The organism is Catellatospora chokoriensis (genome assembly GCF_011297315.1).
Classification (GTDB): Bacteria; Actinomycetota; Actinomycetes; order Mycobacteriales; family Micromonosporaceae; genus Catellatospora; species Catellatospora citrea.
In genome coordinates this window covers 71,297-89,610 of the sequence record NZ_JAAOTI010000026.1, presented here as the reverse complement: position 1 = coordinate 89,610, position 18,314 = coordinate 71,297, and the positions used below count along the sequence as shown (strand labels likewise).

The 18,314-nt window shown below is 68.2% G+C and carries 18 protein-coding genes and 1 pseudogene; 8 read left to right on the top strand and 11 right to left on the bottom strand.

The window, feature by feature from the left end:
• Window positions 1-7: 7 nt before the first annotated feature.
• From HAV39_RS31775 to HAV39_RS31755, 5 genes are all read right to left on the bottom strand, one after another.
• On the bottom strand, window positions 8-1,075 hold the full coding sequence (locus HAV39_RS31775) for an NAD-dependent epimerase/dehydratase family protein (protein ID WP_191842866.1): 1,068 nt from the start codon (window positions 1,073-1,075) through the stop codon (window positions 8-10).
• The gene (locus HAV39_RS31770) at window positions 1,072-2,262 is read right to left on the bottom strand and encodes an RpiB/LacA/LacB family sugar-phosphate isomerase (protein ID WP_191842865.1); all 1,191 of its coding nucleotides are present in this window, start codon (window positions 2,260-2,262) and stop codon (window positions 1,072-1,074) included. Before HAV39_RS31770 ends, HAV39_RS31775 begins: the two co-directional genes overlap by 4 nt.
• Window positions 2,259-3,224, bottom strand: a complete 966-nt coding sequence (locus HAV39_RS31765; protein WP_191842864.1) for a phosphotransferase enzyme family protein — start codon at window positions 3,222-3,224, stop codon at window positions 2,259-2,261. The genes HAV39_RS31770 and HAV39_RS31765 overlap by 4 nt, the downstream gene beginning before the upstream one ends.
• A gap of 1 nt (window position 3,225) precedes the next feature.
• Entirely contained in the window at window positions 3,226-3,654 is a 429-nt protein-coding gene (locus tag HAV39_RS31760; RefSeq protein WP_191842863.1) for an HIT family protein, read from the bottom strand.
• 83 nt (window positions 3,655-3,737) lie between these two features.
• Entirely contained in the window at window positions 3,738-4,181 is a 444-nt protein-coding gene (locus HAV39_RS31755) for an HIT family protein (RefSeq protein ID WP_191842862.1), read from the bottom strand.
• 383 nt (window positions 4,182-4,564) lie between these two features.
• On the opposite strand from HAV39_RS31755, the gene HAV39_RS31750 reads away from it, so the two are divergent.
• Window positions 4,565-5,791 carry a helix-turn-helix domain-containing protein gene (locus HAV39_RS31750; protein ID WP_342355592.1) on the top strand — a complete coding sequence of 409 codons (1,227 nt, stop codon included), beginning with the start codon at window positions 4,565-4,567 and terminating at the stop codon, window positions 5,789-5,791.
• Window positions 5,792-5,919: 128 nt separating this feature from the next.
• Here HAV39_RS31750 and HAV39_RS31745 read toward each other — a convergent pair whose 3' ends face one another.
• The 3 genes from HAV39_RS31745 to HAV39_RS31735 form a co-directional block, all read right to left on the bottom strand.
• On the bottom strand, window positions 5,920-6,090 hold the full coding sequence (locus HAV39_RS31745) for a hypothetical protein (protein ID WP_191842860.1): 171 nt from the start codon (window positions 6,088-6,090) through the stop codon (window positions 5,920-5,922).
• 754 nt (window positions 6,091-6,844) lie between these two features.
• Window positions 6,845-7,177: a hypothetical protein gene (locus HAV39_RS31740; RefSeq protein ID WP_191842859.1), complete on the bottom strand. Its 333-nt coding sequence runs from the start codon at window positions 7,175-7,177 to the stop codon at window positions 6,845-6,847.
• Window positions 7,174-7,539: a hypothetical protein gene (locus HAV39_RS31735; protein WP_425321555.1), complete on the bottom strand. Its 366-nt coding sequence runs from the start codon at window positions 7,537-7,539 to the stop codon at window positions 7,174-7,176. The genes HAV39_RS31740 and HAV39_RS31735 overlap by 4 nt, the downstream gene beginning before the upstream one ends.
• Before the next feature lie 825 nt (window positions 7,540-8,364).
• Here HAV39_RS31735 and HAV39_RS31730 point away from each other — a divergent pair.
• The 4 genes and pseudogenes from HAV39_RS31730 to HAV39_RS43725 form a co-directional block, all read left to right on the top strand.
• Complete coding sequence (locus HAV39_RS31730; RefSeq protein WP_191842857.1) at window positions 8,365-9,663, top strand: hypothetical protein; 1,299 nt, start codon at window positions 8,365-8,367, stop codon at window positions 9,661-9,663.
• 191 nt (window positions 9,664-9,854) lie between these two features.
• Complete coding sequence (locus tag HAV39_RS31725; RefSeq protein WP_191842856.1) at window positions 9,855-11,333, top strand: DUF1254 domain-containing protein; 1,479 nt, start codon at window positions 9,855-9,857, stop codon at window positions 11,331-11,333.
• Window positions 11,334-11,382: 49 nt separating this feature from the next.
• On the top strand, window positions 11,383-12,771 hold the full coding sequence (locus tag HAV39_RS31720; RefSeq protein ID WP_203736291.1) for a DUF1254 domain-containing protein: 1,389 nt from the start codon (window positions 11,383-11,385) through the stop codon (window positions 12,769-12,771).
• Between the two features lie 163 nt (window positions 12,772-12,934).
• Window positions 12,935-13,030: pseudogene (locus tag HAV39_RS43725) on the top strand (DDE-type integrase/transposase/recombinase); the annotation flags it as partial.
• Window positions 13,031-13,110: 80 nt separating this feature from the next.
• On the opposite strand, the gene HAV39_RS31710 reads toward HAV39_RS43725, so the two are convergent.
• The 3 genes from HAV39_RS31710 to HAV39_RS31700 are packed head-to-tail and all read right to left on the bottom strand — an operon-like array spanning window position 13,111 to window position 15,956.
• Window positions 13,111-14,112: an ornithine cyclodeaminase family protein gene (locus HAV39_RS31710; RefSeq protein ID WP_191842905.1), complete on the bottom strand. Its 1,002-nt coding sequence runs from the start codon at window positions 14,110-14,112 to the stop codon at window positions 13,111-13,113.
• Between the two features lie 5 nt (window positions 14,113-14,117).
• A complete protein-coding gene (locus HAV39_RS31705) occupies window positions 14,118-15,248 on the bottom strand; it encodes an alanine racemase (protein WP_191842855.1) in 1,131 nt (376 codons plus the stop codon).
• A 12-nt stretch (window positions 15,249-15,260) separates the two neighbouring features.
• Window positions 15,261-15,956, bottom strand: coding sequence for a helix-turn-helix transcriptional regulator (locus HAV39_RS31700; RefSeq protein WP_239120639.1), 696 nt, complete (start codon window positions 15,954-15,956; stop codon window positions 15,261-15,263).
• A gap of 145 nt (window positions 15,957-16,101) precedes the next feature.
• Here HAV39_RS31700 and HAV39_RS31695 point away from each other — a divergent pair, with 145 nt between their 5' ends.
• From HAV39_RS31695 to HAV39_RS31685, 3 genes are all read left to right on the top strand, one after another.
• The gene (locus HAV39_RS31695) at window positions 16,102-16,275 is read left to right on the top strand and encodes a hypothetical protein (protein WP_191842854.1); all 174 of its coding nucleotides are present in this window, start codon (window positions 16,102-16,104) and stop codon (window positions 16,273-16,275) included.
• A gap of 31 nt (window positions 16,276-16,306) precedes the next feature.
• A complete protein-coding gene (locus HAV39_RS31690) occupies window positions 16,307-17,038 on the top strand; it encodes a tyrosine-type recombinase/integrase (RefSeq protein WP_239120635.1) in 732 nt (243 codons plus the stop codon).
• Window positions 17,039-17,387: 349 nt separating this feature from the next.
• A complete protein-coding gene (locus tag HAV39_RS31685) occupies window positions 17,388-17,873 on the top strand; it encodes a hypothetical protein (RefSeq protein ID WP_191842853.1) in 486 nt (161 codons plus the stop codon).
• The last annotated feature ends 441 nt before the right edge of the window (window positions 17,874-18,314 follow it).

The window sequence follows — 18,314 nt, the reverse complement described above, 5'->3', positions numbered from 1 at the left end:
TGGCTGTTCATCTGGTCCACCGATCTGCGTTCGCCTCGTGGATCTCGACGAGGATCTGCCGGAGCGAGGTGCCGAGGCGCCAGTGCGGGAAGTGCTCCATGAACTTGCGGTTGTTGGTGATCCACCATCTGCGGTCGCCTTCGCGCTGTCCCTGCGCGAAGCTGACCTGCATCTCCAGCCCGGTGATGTCCTGCGCGAGCGCGATCACCTCGAGCACCGAGCACGAGTTGGCCCGGCTGCCGCCCAGGTTGTAGGCCTCGCCCGGGCGCGGATCCGCGATCACCGCGTCGAACGCGGCGAGCAGGTCGGAGGTGTGCAGGGCGTCGCGGACCTGCTTGCCGCCGAATCCCTTGATGACGTACGGGCGGCCCTCCATCAGCGACCGCAGGACGAAGCCGGGCATGCCGTGCTGCATGGTCGCGGCCAGCTCCGGCCCGCACACCAGGCCGCTGCGCAGCACCGCCGTGCGCAGGCCGTAGTAACGGCCGAACTCCTGTGCCATCACGTCGGCGGAGAGCTTGCTCACCCCGAACAGGGTGTGCTTCGTGTGGTCGATGGGCGCCGTCTCCGGTGTGCCCTCGTAGTAGGGGTGCTCCGGCGGCAGGTCCCAGCGGCTCTCGCGTTCGACGAACGGCAGCGAGTTGACGTGGTCGCCGTACACGGTCGAGCTGCTGCAGTGGATCACCACGGCGTCCGGGCAGTGCAGGCGCGCGTTGTCGAGCACGTTGAGGGTGCCCACGGCGTTGATGTCGAAGTCGGTGCGGGGGTCTTCACCGGCCCAGTTGTGGCTGGGTTGCGCCGCGGCGTGCACCACGACGGTGACGTCGGCGCCGTAGCGCTGGAAGATCCGGTCGAGGGTTCCCCGATCCCGCACGTCGACCTGGCAGTGCGTGTACGCCGTGCCGAGGTCGCGTTCGAGCTTGACCAGGTTGGGGCGGACGGAGCCGTCCGCGCCGAAGAACGTCTCCCGCATGCAGTTGTCCACGCCGACCACGTGCATGCCGCGGGCGGCGAAGTGACGCGCGGCGGCGGAGCCGACCAGGCCCGCCGCGCCGGTGACGACGGCGACGCTCATCGGGTCACCGCCGGGTCCGGCGCGACGGCGACCGTCGACTCGGCCCACTCCCGCGCCTGTTCGAGGCTGACCGCCGTGTTGACGTTGTGCGCGCCGGCCACGCCGAACGTGGCCACCGCCGTCCCGGCGGCGATGCGGTCCGCCACGAACCGCGTGAACGACAGGCCTTGCTCGATCGCCCGCGGCATCTGCGCGACTTCGGCGGGCGTCCAGTGCCACAGCCCGCAGGCCATCAAGGCGGTCGGCTCGATGTCCCGCCCGAAGCGCCGCACCCTGCCCCGATCGTCCACGCCGACCCACTGGATCGGGTAGTCCCAGCGCGCGGGCGGCGCGGCGGTCGCGAACGCGAAGCCTGCGTCGGCGGGCAGCCGCCCGCAGAACTCCACGAACCGGCCGACACTGCCGGGCTGCACGAAGGAGTCGCCTTCCACCACGGTCACGGCCGTGCCCGCGGCACTGGCGACAGCGTGCACATCCCGCAGGTATCCAGTGGGCGAGGAGAACTCCACCGCGACGCCGAACTCACGGCACAGCGCCGCGGCGCCGGCATCGGCCTCACGCAGCACCACGCTGGTGCGGGCCAGCGCGTCGGCGCCGGCGAGATCCCGCAGCAGCCACCACAGGATCGGCCGTCCGGCGATCAGCTCCATCGTCTTGTGCGTGGTCGCGGCGACCGGTGCGAGCCGCGAGCCCAGTCCCTTGGCGAGCACGACCACCGGCGTGGTCGCCGCCCGGTCGCCGCGGCGCTCCGATTCCTCGATGGAGGCGATCCGGGCGATCTTCGGGATGGACCGGGCGGAGTCGAACCGGTGGCCTACCCAGCTTCGTACGAGCGAGCGGGCTCGCTCGGACGGGGTGAGGTTCGCGGCGAGGGCGAGCACGTTCGCGTCGGAGTGGCGGCGTGCCTTCTCCACGCTGTACTCGTCGGTGCAGCGGGCGGCCCGGATGCCGGGGAACTTGTTCGCCACGATGCTCATGCCCAGGCCGGTGCCGCACACCAGCACCACCGACGCGTAGCCGCCGCCGTTGAAGGCGGTGCAGGCCGCCGCCGCCAGGTCGGGGTAGTCGTGGCGGCCGGAGCCTGCCACCAGCACCGTCTCGTAGCCGTGGGCGCCGAGTTCCTCGACGATCGCTTCGGACAGCGGCGCGCCGAGTCCGTCGTAGGCCAGCAGAATCCGCGCCGTCATGCGGTCAGCTCCTGTTCTTCCGTGGTCGAGGTGGTCGATGGGGCCGCGCCGAACCGATGCCAGCGGGCGTGTGTCTCACCGGCTCGGAAGGTGCGCAGGCGATGCTCGAACTCCGGCCTGACGTGCGGGTTCGCCTCCAGCAGCGACACCACGGAACTCACCACCTTCAGTTCGCGCAGCCGGTGGAACGTCGGGAACCCGGACCAGTCCCGCACGTCGCTTCCGTACGCCTGCGCGAACTCGCGTTGCGCGGCGGTGCCGCCCTCGAAGTGGTAGGACCCGGTCGCGACGGGGATGAGGTCCCACACCAGCGGGCCGACGGCGATCCGGTCGAAGTCGCACAAGATCGGGCCGTCGGCGCCGACGATGACGTTGTCGACGTTCGCGTCGCCGTGGATCAGGCCGTGCGGGACGTCGTCCGACAGCGCCAGCACGGCCGGCTCCAGCTCGTCGCATTCGTCGAGCAGGAAGCGACGGTCGTCGTCGGTGAGGCCGACCGCGTCTCGTACGCGCTTGCGCACGTCCTCGACCGGGTCCCACCGCGGAAGGTGGTCCGGCGGGCGCATGGCGTGCAGCCGGCGCAGCAACCGGGCGAGGTCGGCCGAGGTGCCCTGCCGTACCGGCGGCACGTAGTCCCACAGCGAGGCGAGCGCGCCGGGAACCGCGACCGGGTTCTGCAGGCCCTGCTTGAGCCGGACCGCCGGGTATCCGTCGTCCGCCAGCCAGGTGGCCACGCGAACGACCTTGTGGACGTTCGCGGCCAGCGACGGTGATCCGGCGACCCGGGCCACCACCCCGGCGTTCGGCAGCAGGAAGGTGGCGTTGTTGTAGAACTTGACCAGCTGGGCGTGGTCGGCGTCGATGCCTGCCGCCTCGGCGATCGCCCGCAGCGCGGTGTACGCGTCGGACTCGAGCGTGGCGCCGGGCGACACCGGTGCCGCGACGGATACGGAGACCGACACGTCAGACCGCCGTCATCGCGCTGCGGGCCGGGTCTGCCGCGACGAACCCGCGGTATCGGGCCGCGATCGTCGCCAGCTCGGCCTGCGGTGTGGCGGGCACGTCCGCGATGGACGACCACTTGCGTGCTGGGGTCTGCGACCGCGGCTCCACCCGCCAGTGCAGGTGGTCGATCGGCTCACCGCCAGGAGCACCTACGTACTGCGAAATATGGTAATAATTGGCCTGCGCGCTCGACATGGTCGCGTCCACCATGAGCCGGACCATCAGGTAGAGCTCGGTCGCCTCGTCATCGGCGAGGTCAGCCGGGTCGAAGACGTGACGCCTGGGCACCACGAGGGTCGTGCCGAGATGCTGCTGCCGCGACGGCACGAGCGCGACGGCGTGCGTCGTGGACGCCACGACCGGCCAGTCGGTCTCGCGTCCGGTCACCTTCGCGCACACCGCGCATGGATCGGACAGCCGGGTTCGGTACTGGAAAGACACAAGACACCTGTTCTCAGGGCGAAAGAGGGTCAGCCGGCGGATCGAACAGCGAGGCCGGACGGCACGAATTCGAGGATCTGGCGTGCGATCTCCCACCGCTGCTCGACCGAGGGCAGCGGAAGGTCCTCACTGGCGACGAAGGAGTATTCGGCGTCGAGATAGCGCGGGCAGACGTGAGTGTGCACGTGGTTGAACCGCGCCTCGGGCATCCGGCCGCCCTGCCAGACGTTGATGCCGTCCGGCCGGTACGCCCGGGTCAGCACCTCCGCCATCCGCTGCACCAGGCGGAAGTGATCCGTCGCCTCTTCGGCGGTCAGCTCGGCGATCGTGCTGGTGTGGCGCCGGGGCACCACGAGCAACGCACCGTGCGAACGCTGGTGGTTGGCCAGCGCGGCGATCGTGTGAGCCGACTCCGCCACCGGAATCCAGAACTCCTTGCCCAGCACACGCAGGCAGAGAACACACTCATCCATGGGACTCCCCCGTCAGTCGAATCTCCGCTATGCCGCCGGTCGAGGGCGGCCATCGCGTGCCGGAAACGGCATCCGTACTTGTCCTGAGCAGGATTGATTCCGTCGGTTGCACACCGGCCCGCAGAGCCTAGGAGGTCCGGTCAACTTCAGTCAAGTTTTATTGCCAACAGGTCAAATCTCGGTAGGTGTCGAGGAAACAATGGGTCGCCGCCCCTCGGCCCCGACTCTGCACGGACATCGGATCAGGATCAGGCCGTGACGTTCCGTGGTTCGAACGAGACCCTCCGCAGCTCCCGGGACACGCGGATCCAGTGGCCGCTCGAAGGTTTGCCAATTTTTGACAGTAGTGGCATGATTCGCGAAGTCGGCAGCGATTCGTAGGGGTGGTATGGCCGGTGGAACAGCCGGAGTTCGGTGCGCACATCAGGAGCCTGCGGCAGGCCCGGGGCCTGTCCCAAGCAGAGGTCGCCGGATCTGCCATGTCCATCAGCTACCTGTCCCGGATCGAGTCCGGGGCACGGCCGCCGACCGCCAAGACCATCGACTACCTGAGTGAACGGCTCGGAGTTCCGGTCGCCGCCCTCTCCAGCCCGCCCGCGAACCCGCTGCTGAAACTGATCGCGTTGATCACCTCGGGCGACCTCGACGACGCGACCGTCGCCCGGCTGCGCGACGCCGTCGCCGACGACGACATCGAGCCCGAAGTGCGTTGGCAGGGCTACTGGCTGCTGGCGGACGCGCTGGCCCGGCGAGGGCTGCTCGCGCAGGAACGCGAGGTGTTGCGCTCCGTCGACGAACTCGGTGACACGATCAAGGTGCCCGAGCTGAGCGCCCGGGTATGCACGCGGCTCGCCCGGTGCGAACGCTCCCTGGGCAACGTGGCGGAGGCCCACCTGCTCGCCCAGCGGGCGCTGCAGACGGCTCAGGACAACGCCTTGGCGGTGCCGGACATCGCCCGGCCGCTCATGATCCTCATCTCGGCCGAAGCGGAGCTCGGTCGGCTGCCGAAGGCCCGCGAACTGGCCGACCGGCTCACCGAACTCGTCGCCGGCACATCAGGAGTGCTGCGAGTCGAAGCGCTCTGGACGACGGCGCAGGTCAGCATGCGCCAGGGTGACATCGCGGCGGCCCGGCAGGCGATCGAGTCGGCATTGGACGTGCTGAGCAGCCACGACGACCTCATGCTCTGGCTTCGGGTGCGCCTCGCCGCGGCTTCGCTCTACCTGCAGGTGTCCCCGGCCGACCCGGCCGCGGCCGCGCGTCGGCTCGACGAGGCCGAGCCCGCGGTGCAACTCATCGGCCGGCCGCTGCACGACGAGGAGTTCCGGCTGCTGCGGGCGGCCGTCGCGTTCGAGCAAGGTGACCTGCCCACCGCGCAGGCACTCTGCGACCGGCTGGAAGACTCCCACGAACACCTGACCTTCCGCGATCAGATCCGGCTCGGCGTGCTCGCGAACCGGCTGCGCATCATGGCCGGCGACCGTGAGACCGGCATCGCCAACATCAGCGAACTGGCCCAGCGCACCCAGGAAGCCATGAACATCGACCTGACCGCGGAGATCTGGCGCACCCTCGCCGAGACCCTGGCAGCCACGCCACCGGCCCGGTAGACAGCCGAGCGCGGGCCGGGCCCACCGCCAGCGGCCGGCTCGGCCCGCGCGGGGCGTTGGTGCGACCGCCCCCGTGGCGGCGCCGTATTCGGCTAGGTCAGACCGCGACCAGGCGGTCGATACGGCGATCAGGGCCAGTCGATGTTGGCGCGCGGGTCGATCTCGGGGCCGTCGGCGAGCACGACCGACGTCGGCTGAACGGGCTCCTGCGGCTCGGTGGTCGCGCCGACGGCGACCGCGAACACCGCGGCGAGCGCGGCGAGACCGCCGACCAGCAGCAGGCGTGCGTTGTTGAACATGGGTTTCCTCCGTGGGGATGGTCCGTCAGGCCGGTGCTCCGCCGACCCGACCGGCACGGTAGCGGACTTGCCAACACGGCGCAAACTTGAGCCCGCCAATTGTCAATCTTGGCAATACGCTTCGATGCCTGGTGAGGACGCTATGGGCAGACCCGCACAAACGGTTCACCGGAGCCGTCAGCGATCGACGAGACCCTTGATTTGACAACGTTGCCGACTGCCGCCGACCGTCATGTACGGGGGTTGGTGAGTCGCCGCAGAAGGCGTGGCAGCGCTCCGTCCGGCGGTACCCAGACATGTCTGTCGGCGAAGGGGCAGACATAGACGGGGTCGAGGTGGTGTACGAGACCGCGCAGCCCGGGAAGGTCGAGTTCCCGGGCGGACCAGTCGTACAGCCGCTGCAGCCGCGGCTGGATCACGCCGTAGTCGAGCAACCGCCCCAGGCGATGCTCGTGGGCAGGTAGGCCTGCAGCTCCGCCGCGGACGGGTAACGGCCGGGGAGGACGCGGCCGAGCGACAGGAACACACCACCGAGCAGCCTGCCCAGAACGGGTAGCCGCAGTTCCTGGCCTACCGGAAGTCACTGCTGCAGGCGCTGGGCGTCGACCACACGGAGGGATGACCATGCTGCACCTCAACGCGTTCCTGATGGGCAGCTCGTTGCCGCGGTGTGTCGCCCGCGCTCGCCGTTCGCTACCAGGCTTCGCTCCACGTCGTCGCCGTCAACGAATGGCTCTGAGCCCGCGCCCGAACATCACGCTTCCGCGCTCACCGCGTCAGCCAGTGTCAGCGCAAACGCCGGACCGGGCTTCGCAGGCTGCCACCCTCCGGTCAGCGCTTCGCGGATACCCGCAGCCACGGCCACCGGACGCACCGATCCGCCGAGGTAACCGATCCAGTTGCCCGGATGGGCATACGGCATGGACACGACCAGCACGGCACCCGGCTCCTCGGCCGCCAGCTCTGCCACGAACGTCAGCGGCGACCAGCCGTTGGCCTGGTTGTACGTCGGCCGACGACGTACTGTCCAGCGGAACTCGACGCCGTCGACGACGATGCGCCGAGATCCCTTGCTGGGCAGTGTCACTTGTTCGGGTAGACGTGGCAGGCGACGCCTTCCTCGACGTAGCCGTGCGTGGCGACCGCGTTGTCCCGCTCGGCCGCCGCGGTGGTGTAGAAGTGATCCCCGGTGGCCGGCTTGTACACCCGCAGCAGCGGAATGGTACCCGTGCTGGCAGTCGCGAACACCTGGCAGGCGACGCCCTCATCGACGTAGCCGAAGTCCGCGACCGCGTTGTCCCGTTCAGCGGCCGAGGTGGTGTACAGGTGATCCCGGCTGACAGGGTTGTACATCCGCAGCAGTGCCGTGGTGCTACCGGACGGCGTCTGGGGCGCGCCGGTCTGCGCAGAACTTATGCGTGACTGCACTGGATATCCCGATGAGGGCATGAAGCTCTCCTCCACCTCGGATGGAACTAATCGTCATTCATACGCGAGTCGCCGGACCCCGGCAACGGTCCTCCGGCTCGGATGTGCGGCCTTGCAGGTTCACACGAACCGGGTCTTCCCGTCTGTATAGCGGCCCGCGGATCCGTGCAGTGGTCTCGGGGAGCGTTCACCAGGAAATGGGCCAGCGGCTGCAGGCCGACGTCGTCGTTCCAAGTCTGCACACTCAGTTCGTCGGGCCGGTCGAATCGGAGCACGTGCAGGGTGGCCACCAACTGGTAGGCAACTCGCTGCTCTTGACACGCTCCGGGCACCGCAACCGGCGAGGCGGGCGGCCCTGACCCCGGCAGGTCGTCAACGAACATCACACGAATGACGGATCCGCCTCGGCACCCGGAATTCACGCTATTTGCGCCAGAGCCCGTGCGTGGAGAACAAAATCACCCGCCCACAGCGGGATCGACTGGTCAGGACGCGTGTCAGGTTGAGCAATAAGCCGAGCGAGCGCTGCTGTGCCGCCCTGAAGCATGGCCGGTGTTCGCTGTTCCCCTGCCGACTGCCCCACGGCGTTGTTGGTGGACCGATTCCAACCGTTGCCGACGGATTCCCGCAGCCCCCGCCGACCCGTCCCGCTCTTCGCTTCAGCCCTGCGTGACCGCCTCACCTTTCGCGAGCCAAAGGGCAACCCGTTCGTCGTTCTATCCGATATAGCCGGGTGGAGGTGATCTGCGGCCGGCGCTTCCGCCGGCCTCGGTGTCGCTTCCCACCATGCGCGTCGCGATCGTCGCGACCCGGGCCCGCCGTCCCGGCAGAGGAAGGAACACCTTCATGAGGCAACCACGACGCCTATTCGCGGCAGTCGCGGCGATCCTGCTCGGCACCACCGTCGCGGTCACCGCCGCCGCGCCGGCCGCCCACGCCGGCACCGTCAGCGACTTCACCCTCAGCTGGACGGCCTACCCCGCGGCCGACCAGATCCCGATGGTCAAGGCCACGATGACATCGGTCTTCGACGACGGCAACCACCAGGCCGTGTACAACGGCACCAGCTGCAGCGGCGGCAAGGGCTCAGCCAACCCCCTGTTCTGGTACTGCTTCGCCGCCACCGACGGCAGCAGCCTGCGCGACGGGCCGGAGGAGGACAACGACAAGGACGGCGTGCCTGATTACCCGTTCGACCCGAGCTCGTGGATTCCGCAGGGGATCACCAGTGTCTCCGACGCACTGGACGACGAGGACTGGAACGGCAAGAAGGGCCTGCTCGTCGGCTGGTACCACAGCGGCGACAACGGCATCCGGATCTCGGCGATGAACACGGCCACCCAACGGTACCGGCACCTGCTGCTTGTCAACCCGTACTGGAACGCCGCCCTGGGCCGATACGACTTCAAAGCCGTCGACGTGCACGCCGGCGGCATGGTCTGGTACGGCGACTACCTGTACGTGGCTGACACGTTCTGGGGCATCCGGGTGTTCTCGATGAAGCACATCTACGACCTCGGCGCGTCGAGCAACGGCACCACCACCTGCAGCGGCATCGGCTTCGTCGACACCAACGACAACGGGGTGCGCGACAAGTACTGCGCGGCGACCTACAAGTACGCCATGGTGCAGGTCGGCATGTGGCAGCGGCCCTCGGCCAGCACCAGCGGGCAGTTCTGCACCGGATCGGCGAACAACCCCCGTTTCTCGTACCTCAGTCTGGACCGCGCACCCACGCCGGACCGCCTGATCGTGGGCGAGTACTGCCCCAGCGGCCAGACCAGCAACGGACGTGTGGTCGCGTACAACATGAACAACGGCAGCACCGTCACCCACCAGCTCAACGACGGCGTGCCGGACGCGCACTGGACGCTGCCGGTCAGCAACATCCAGGGCGCGGCCACCAACGGCTCGCATTTCTTCCTCAACCAGAGCAAAGGCCACTCCAGCGGGGCGATCCACCGGGCCTTGGGCGGGGCAGGCAACGGCAACCAGATGACCGCCACCGCATCCACGCCGACCCCGATCGGCCCGGAGGACCTGAGCATCTGGCGCACCTCGGCGACGCTGTGGTCGGTCACCGAGCACCTTCACAGTGGCCAGCAGGGCCGCATGATCTATGCCATGGCCTGGACCACCTGGTGATCCGCCCGGGGGTGACCCGTTAGCGGGACACCCCCGTCCCAGGGCCTTCCTCAGATCCGCGTCCCAGAAACCTCGTCTCGCACAATGTGCCTGTATCGGGTGGCGGATGCGGCTGCTGATTGCACAACAGCATGCCGATCGACCCGTTAGGGTCTGATACAGCCGGTTTTCATGCGTTACGGGGGTGGGCTGTGCCGGGCCTTGATCGCTATCGGAAGTTCGCCGGGCTGCCGATGCCCGGCGGTTATCCCACGGCGGAGGCGTCGGCGCTACTGGACGACGAGTTGTTCTTCCAGCGTGCGGTGCAGGTGTACCTGTGGGCGCTGCCTGCGATGAACATGTATGCGATGAAGCGCGGCCTGGGCGCCCTGTCTGGTGGGGGCTACCAGGTGATGTCGGTGTTCGAGCAGCGGTTGAAGCCCAGCACACTGATCACGACCCCGAACTCGGATGTGATCTACGGGCTGGCGTTCGCCGACCTGGCCGCGACCGGCCCGCTGGTGGTCGAGGTCCCGCCACATGTGCAGGGTCTGGTCGACGACTTCTGGCACCGGCCCCTGACCGGCCCGGTCATCGACGGCAGGCAGTACCTCGGCGACATCGGCATCCCCGGCCCGGACCACGGCGACGGCGGCCGGTACCTCATCGTCCCGCAGGGCATGCATGATCAGATCGACACTGCCGGCTACTTCGCCTACACCTGCCCCACCAATGGGGTGTTCATCTTCATGCGCGGGTTCTTCACCGACATCGACGACCTGAAGCCGGGCGTGGCCGCCGTCGAAGGCATCACCATCCGCCCACTCGCGGGCCCGGCGCAGCCGATGCAGTTCCGGCACGTGTCCGACCTTCCCGCCGACGCCCTGTTCCCCGCCGACGGCTCCTACTTCGACCTGCTGGCCGAGTTCGTCCAGGGCGAGCAGCTCGACGCCGTCGACCCCTACATGCACGGCGTCGCCGCCGCGCTCGGGATCGTCAAGGGCAGCGCGTACGCCCCGTCGGCGCACCAGCGCGAACTGCTGGACCTGGCGGCCAGGACCGGCTGGCGGATGGCCAAGAACATCGCCGGCAACTTCGATCGCGAACACAACGCCCTGTGGTGGGCCGACCGGCACTGGGTCGCCCACGCCAAGACCGAGCAGGACGACTTCTGGCACACGCTGCTGGACGAGCAGTGGCGCGACCGGAGCACCGGGCACAACGACGTGAACGCCAAGGCCCACATGTTCGTCAACGCGTACTCGATCAGCACCGGCATGATGTCGTCGATCCCCGGCATGGGCGCCAAGTACGCCGCCGCGTACAAGGACAGCGGCGGGCAGTTCCTGCACGGGGACCGGACCTACCGCATCGACCTTCCAGCCGGACCGCCGGTGAACCTGTTCTGGTCGGTGACGCTTTATGACGCCGAGACCGCCGCCGGCGTCGACGTCGACGTCGACGTCGACGTCGACGGGCAGACCTACCCGTCGCTGAACTCGATGAACGACCTGGTCTGCAACGACGACGGCTCGGTCACGCTCTGGATCGGCCCCGACGGCGGCGGAGGGCCCAACCTGCTGCGGACCGTGCCCGGCCGCGGCTGGTTCAGCCTCATCCGCTGGTACGGGCCCACCGAGGCGTTCTTCGACCGGCAGTACACCCCGGGCGACTTCGTCCGCGCCGACTGAGCCACCAACCCGTCCATGACGACCACCAGCACCACCACCGGGGGCGACAGTGAACAGGACCACGACGATCCCAGCCGAGGTCACGGCCCCGGCGGCCGGTGTCCTGATGCACACCGGGTACGCCCAGGCCGTGGCCGGGATGGCGTACCTGTGGGGCTGGCCGATCATCAACATGATCAACCGGCGTGCCGCGGTCACCCAGGCGCCGCACCCGGGGCTGCTCAACGGGGTGCTGCCCGTGGCCCCCCGCGGGCGGCTGGGAATGCTGCACGACTACATCGACCCTACCGAGACGTTCGTGACATGCCCCAACCAGGACGTCGTCTACGGGCTGGGCTACTTCGCCCTCGACGAAGAGCCGGTAGTCGTCCAGGTGCCCGACTTCGACGATCGGTTCTGGGTCTACGCCCTCTACGACGCCCGCACCGACCAGATCGGCGACCTCGGCAAACCCTACGCCACCCCACCAGGCTTCTACCTCCTGGCGGGCCCCAACTGGCAAGGGGCGACACCCGACGGCGTGCAGGCGGTCATCCGCACCACCACCAGCCTGGCCGCGATCGTCCCCCGGGTCTTCATGGACGACACCCCGCAGGACCGGACCGCGATCCAGCCCGTGATCAACCAGATCTGCTGCTACCCCCTGGCGGAGTTCGACGGCACCTGGAAGACCACCGACTGGGCGGCCTCACCGACGATCCCCGGCCCGCCCGCCGACAGCGAGGGCGAAACCACGTGGGTCGTGCCGGACAAGTTCTTCGACCAGTTCGCCCAAGCCCTCGACGAGGTCCCGCCGCTACCCGGTGAGCAAGCCCTCTACGACCAGTTCCGGCTGCTGCTCGACGCCGCCGGCAACAACCCCGACCTCGCCAAGGCGCTGGTCGAGACCGCCGAACAGGCCGAGCAGGACGTGATCAAACCGTTCTTCTGCTGGAACCACAACGGCCTGCCCGCCGGAAACGGCTGGAACCGCTCCACCCACAACGCGCAGTGGGGTGTGGACTACTTCAACCGCACCGGCACCGCCAAGTCGAACATGTTCGACAACCGCCCCACCGAGACCCAGTACTTCTACACCGACCACGACGGCGACGGCCAACAGCTCGTCGGCGCCCACCGCTACGAGATCACCTTCCCCGCCGGCCAGGAACCGCCGGTCGACGGGTTCTGGTCGCTGACGCTCTACAACGACCAGCACCTGTTCCACCCCAACGACCTCGGCAGGTACTCCCTGGGCACCAAGAACACCAACCTGCTGCGCGACCCCGACGGCGGCCTCACCCTGTCCGCCGGAGGACCACAACCGAAAGACGACCATGCATCGAACTGGCTTCCCGCGCCACAGGGACCGGTCAGCCTCTACATCCGCGCCTACTGGGGACAGCAGGCCATCCTCGACGGAACCTGGCAGCCCCCGGAAGTCCGCCGCATCACGTGAACCCCAGCCGCGACACCGCGCCGGTGCCGAGTTGGTCTATCACGTGCTGCGGCCCCCGCGAGGGCTGCGGCACGCAGTCTCTGCGATGCGTCATGAACGTGTCGCGACCCGCCACATCGCACCGCCGGCTGTCCGCCCCGAGAACAGCGCAGAAACTCGCCCAGTCAAGGTCGCCGGGGTGTGGTGTCACGTGTACCGGGCCGTCGACCGGCACGGGCAGGTCATCGACGTGCTCGTGCCGGCCCGCCGCGAGCCGACGCGGTTCGCAGGTTCTTGCGCCGGCTCAGCACGTCCGACGATCCAACAGCCCCCGCACCGCCACGCCAGGTCGGTCAGCGGTCAGGTGCGTCCGCAGGCGGCGCAGTGCAGTGTCAAGGTGGATGACGGCACGGTCATGGGGGTGGTTCCCGGGTCGGCGGCGGCGCGCAGGAGGGCGTCGGCGATGAAGAGGTCTTGCAAAGCGATGCCGGAGCTGTCGAACACGGTGATGTCCTGCTCGCTGCGGCGGCCATCGGCTCGCCCGTCCAGAACATCACCGATCGCGGTCAGCGTGAGGGTGCTGTCGGCGATCAGGTCGGCGACGTGCTGGGCTTCCCCGATACGCACCGCCTGTTCCGGCAGGTCGCAGAACAGCCGCGCCGCCTGGAGCAGTTCCCGGGGTAGTTCCTGCTTGCCGTGGGCGTCGGAGCCCATGCTGGCGACGTGCGTGCCGGGGCGCACCCAGGCGGCGTCGAACAGGGGCGCGGTGGCGGTGGTGGCCGTGACGATGATGTCGGCGGCACGGCATGCTTGTTCCGGCGCGGTGAGCCGGCCGGTGAGCCCGCGTGCGGCCAGGCGTTCCAGGAACGTCTCGCCGTGCTCCGGGGTGCGGGCGACGACGTGGATGGTGTCGATCGACCGTACGCGGGTGACCGCGGCGCATTCGTGGAGGGCCTGATGGCCGGTACCGAAGACGGTCAGGGTCGAGGCGTCCTCGCGGGCCAGCACGCTGGCAGCGACCGCGTCGGCGGCCGCGGTGCGGTAGGCGTTGACGACGCCGGCCTCGACCACCGCATCGATGCGGCCGAGGTCCTGGTCGAGGAGCAGGATCACCGAATTGTGCCGGGGCACACCGAGGTCGGCGTTGCCGGGCCAGTAGCTGCCGATCTTGACGCCCGCGAGCTGCTGGGAGGCGCCGGACTTGACGGTGAACCGGTTGCGGGGGTCGGACCCGTGGCCCAAGACCGCGGGGAAGACCTCGGACTGAGGGCGGGTGGCGGCGATGAGCGCGTCGCGGGCGGCGGTGTAGGCGAGGTCCTCGGTGACGAGGGCGGCGGAGTCCGCCTCGGCCAGGTAGCGCATGTCGTTCACCAGCCCGTGACCCGGGTCCAGATGTCCTGCACGGTCCGGGATCCGGGTTCGATCACGTGGTAGCGGTCGTGCTGGGCGGCGGTGGCGCAGGCGTGGATGGGCAGGATCCGTACCCGAGCGCCGATCGGGATGCCGGGCAACGGTGCGGTGCTGCCGGGCCGGATCGACAGGATGCCGTGTTCCTGGCTCGCGTCGCTCATCAGCAGGTCGTCGTAGAGGACGCCGTCGATGTCGGCGACCAGCCCGTACGCCTGGTCGACCCGCTGCCGGGCGGTGCCGCGGTCGCGGGAGGTCGCCATCCATCCGCCGTCGGTAAGGATCCAGCCCTTGTCCGGGCGCCGCCCGATCACCGTGGTCACCATACTCATCGCGAGATCATCGACGGTGCACACGCCGATGCCCGCCATCACCAGGTCGAAGAAGACGAAGTTGCCGGCCCGGACCTCGCTCACCCCGGTCAGGTCGGTAGCGAAGTGCGCCGTCGGCGTCGATCCGACACTCACCACCGGCACTCCGTGTCCGGCCGCCCGCAGGGTCTCGGCCGCCAGCACGGCGCAGCGGCGTTCGTTTTCCGCGGCCGCGCGCAGTGCGTCGTCGCCGTCGGCGAAGTACGACTCTCCGGCATGCGTCAGTACCCCGCGCAGGTCCGCGCCGCCGTCGCGCAGCGTCTGACCGATCGTGAGCAGGATCGGGTCGTTCGGCGCAACGCCGCCGCGGTGGCCGTCGCAGTCGACCTCGATCAGCGCGGGAATCCCCGCCATGCCGGTTCGGTCCGCGGCGAGCGCCGCCGCCTGCTCGACGCTGTCCAACAGGACGATCAGGTCCACGCCCCGCTGCCGCAGAGCCACCACCCGAGCCAGCTTGTGCGGTGCAATCCCGACCGCGTACAGGATGTCCCGGTAGCCGGCGTCGGCGAACGCCTCCGCCTCGGCCAGCGTGGACACCGTGATCGGCCCCGGCGTCCCGTTGTGGAGCAGCCTCGCCACCTCGACGGACTTCGCGGTCTTGACGTGCTGCCGCAGGCCGACACCGAGGCCGTCCAGACGGGTGCGCAACCGGCCTATGTTCGCCTGCACGACGCTGCGATCGACGGTGAGGAACGGTGTCTCCACGTCTTCGAGATTCATCACGGTTGCTCCTTAAACGCCGGCCGGATCATGCTCGGCGGATGTGTCCTTACGGCTGTCGGCGAGATCGGCGTAGACGGCGGAACGGGACACGCTCAGCCGTTCGGCGATGCGCGGCACCGCGTTGCGGACGGTGAAGACCCCGCGCTGGTCCAGGACGCGCAGCAGGGCCAGCCGCTCCGGCCGGGTCAACGTGCCGACCGGCTTACCGCGGGCCATCTCCTCAGCGCGGATCAGCGAGTCGACCACATCAAGGAAGTCATCGCTGAACGTGGTCACCGGCAACTGCGCGGCCGGCGCCCCGGCCAGCGCGGTCAACAGGTCGCCGGCCTGGCGCAGAGCGGTGACGTCGACGTTGACGCACAGGGCGCCGAACACATGGCCCCCGCTGTCCCGCAGCGGCAAGGTCGACGACTTGACGATCCGTCCATCCGGTGTCCGGGTCACGTAGTTGATGTCATTCGCCGCCGTGTCACCCTGCGCCAGCACCGCCAAGCCGATCTCGCTCAGCGCGCCGCCCACCTTGCGGCCGGTCACCGCGCCTGACACCGCCACGACGGACTGCTCACCGCGGCGATAGTCGTGCAGCACCACCTCACACGTCGGCCCGAACGTCGCCGCCAGCCCGTCGATAACAGGCAGCAGCGCAGACAGGATCGCGTCCGCACCCGTGTCAGTCACCCTGATTCGCCTTCCGCTCGCCTCCACCAACGGGACCTATAGTAAACGTCCAGCAGCTAGATGAAAAGTCCAGTGGATGTCGTCTGGGTCACCGCCCCCTCTGTGTCATCCCCAGGAAAGGGGTGACCTGCTGAAACTTGACCCGTGAGGGCATCCAAGGAGAACCACCCCCGTGACATCGCACCAACCGGCACCCGATCCTGAGGTGCCGGCAAAGCCCCGGACCAGGACATACCTGGCTTTTTACAAGGCGCGGATCCTGGCCGAGGACGAGACCCTCGACAAGGCCGGCAAGGGCGCGTTGCTGCGCCGCGAAGGCCTGTACACGTCGCTGATCGCGGCGTGAAAGCTTGTCAGAGTTATGGAGCAGGCCGTACGTGACGGCATCATCGCGCAACCCGGCGCGTGTCGTCGGCTGGCAACGCGAGTATCGGCTGGCAGAGGACGAGCTGGACGACCCGCGTTCGCTCGCGCCGCCGAACTGGCAGGCAGTCGCGACTCTCGCCGACGCACTCGCGAAACGGTCTCTCGGACGCTTCGCGGGCTGGGGCGAAGTCATCAAGTTCGCTGCTGGCACCGCGGCTCGGATCGGCGAGGTGTCAGGCACGCGCAAGGCGGACATCGACCGCGAGGCGCGGATCTGGACCGTGCGCCAGCAGACGACGGCCGCGCCGGGCGGCCTGGTCGACAAGGGGACGAAAGGCAAGCGGGCACGCCGAGTCCCGATCATCGAGGAGCTCCGGCCACTGGTCGCCGCTCGCATGGACTCGGCCGACGAGGACGAAACGCGTCTGTTCACCGGCCCGCGCGGCGGCCAGATCACCACGGCGGTACTCCGGGACGCAACGCACTGGGACGACGCCGTAAAGGAGCTGGGGCTCGAGCACTTACGCCGGCACGACCTACGGCACACCGGCCTCACGTGGATGGCGGACGCGGGCGTGCGCGTTCATGTCCTCCGCAAGATTGCCGGGCACGGCTCGCTCACCACGACACAGCGCTACCTACACCGACCGGCGGCAATCGACGCCGCCGGAGCGTCACCCAGCGCGCACCTGCCGAGTGTCGCAATGGCGTCTGGTCCGCCACTGGTCCCCCAGCGATCATGAGCGACCGCCACTGACTGCACCGATCGCTTCATAGACCAAGGGCCTTGACCAGCAGACATGTCGGTCAAGGCCCTTGTTTCGCACCGTCGGGCTGGCCGGATTCGAACCGACGACCCCTTGGCCCCAGGCAACGATCTAGGGCACTCAAGCTCAGCCAATAGGTGCGACTACCTGCGAATATCGTTCGGAGTCATTCACTGCTGTCCGCGCCTGTGCGCCCGGGTTGACACTCAGTTCGACACTCAGCCGCCGCACCCGAATGAGCAAGGTGGCGCAGCAGACCCGACAGTCACGGTAGGACTCCACATAGTTGATGGCTGACCCGCCACCGATCCCCGATGATGTCAGAGTGGACTGGCTTGGAACGATAACCACCGCGGTGGTCGGCGTCGTCGGCATCACGGCAACTGTCTGGGGAGGTCGCAGTGATCGCAGGGCACGGGAACGCACCTCCTGGCTGGACGAGAAAAGGCGCGCTTATGTGAAGCTCTTCGCAGCAGGCGATCACTGGGCTTTGCTCATTCGAGAATGCTCGCTCCCCGCACAGAAATCAGGCGATCAGCCCGGTGCCCGCGATCGAGCCCTGTCACAACTTCCTACGGCCTTGGTGGAGTTCAACACCGTCTTCTACGAGTTCGCACTAATCGCCAGTAAGGACGTTGTTGCACGCGCCGACGCCTTGTTCGATATTCTCAATGAGTTGTCCGATTCGCTCACGGATGGATCTCCGTCGGAGGGCTATCAGGGTCGACGAATTGTGATCGCCAGGCGGCTGCTACTTGACGCAATGCGTGCCGACCTCGGCGCAACGAAACTGTTGTCTGACAGCATGTAGGAAGTATCGATCTCTGAAGCTACCTGGTTCCTCATCTAGCTTGAAGCGTCCATTCGCGAATCTGGCTCTGCCCAGGACGCCTCACTGGTCAGATTCCGTGACGTAGCGGCACCACTGCCGGTCATCGAGATCACGAACGGACGCGTCAGGTTCTCCAGACGCTGAATGATCTCGTTCGCGGCGATGTCCTCGTCGCGTCCAGTCACCTCAAGTACAAAGACGCCTTTGCCCTGCTGGTCAACGATGAGGCCATCGCGCAGCCATAGGTCGACTCAGCGGGGCCGTGGACGGGGGAGATCGACAGGTGACCTTGTGAATGGGCTAACTGGTCGGTTCCATGCCATCGTGTCTTGGACACGCATCCACACAGAGGTGACGTGCGGCATGTCCAATCCGTACCACCAGGCACCGTCGTCGGTGTACTCGCACATGTACGCGTCC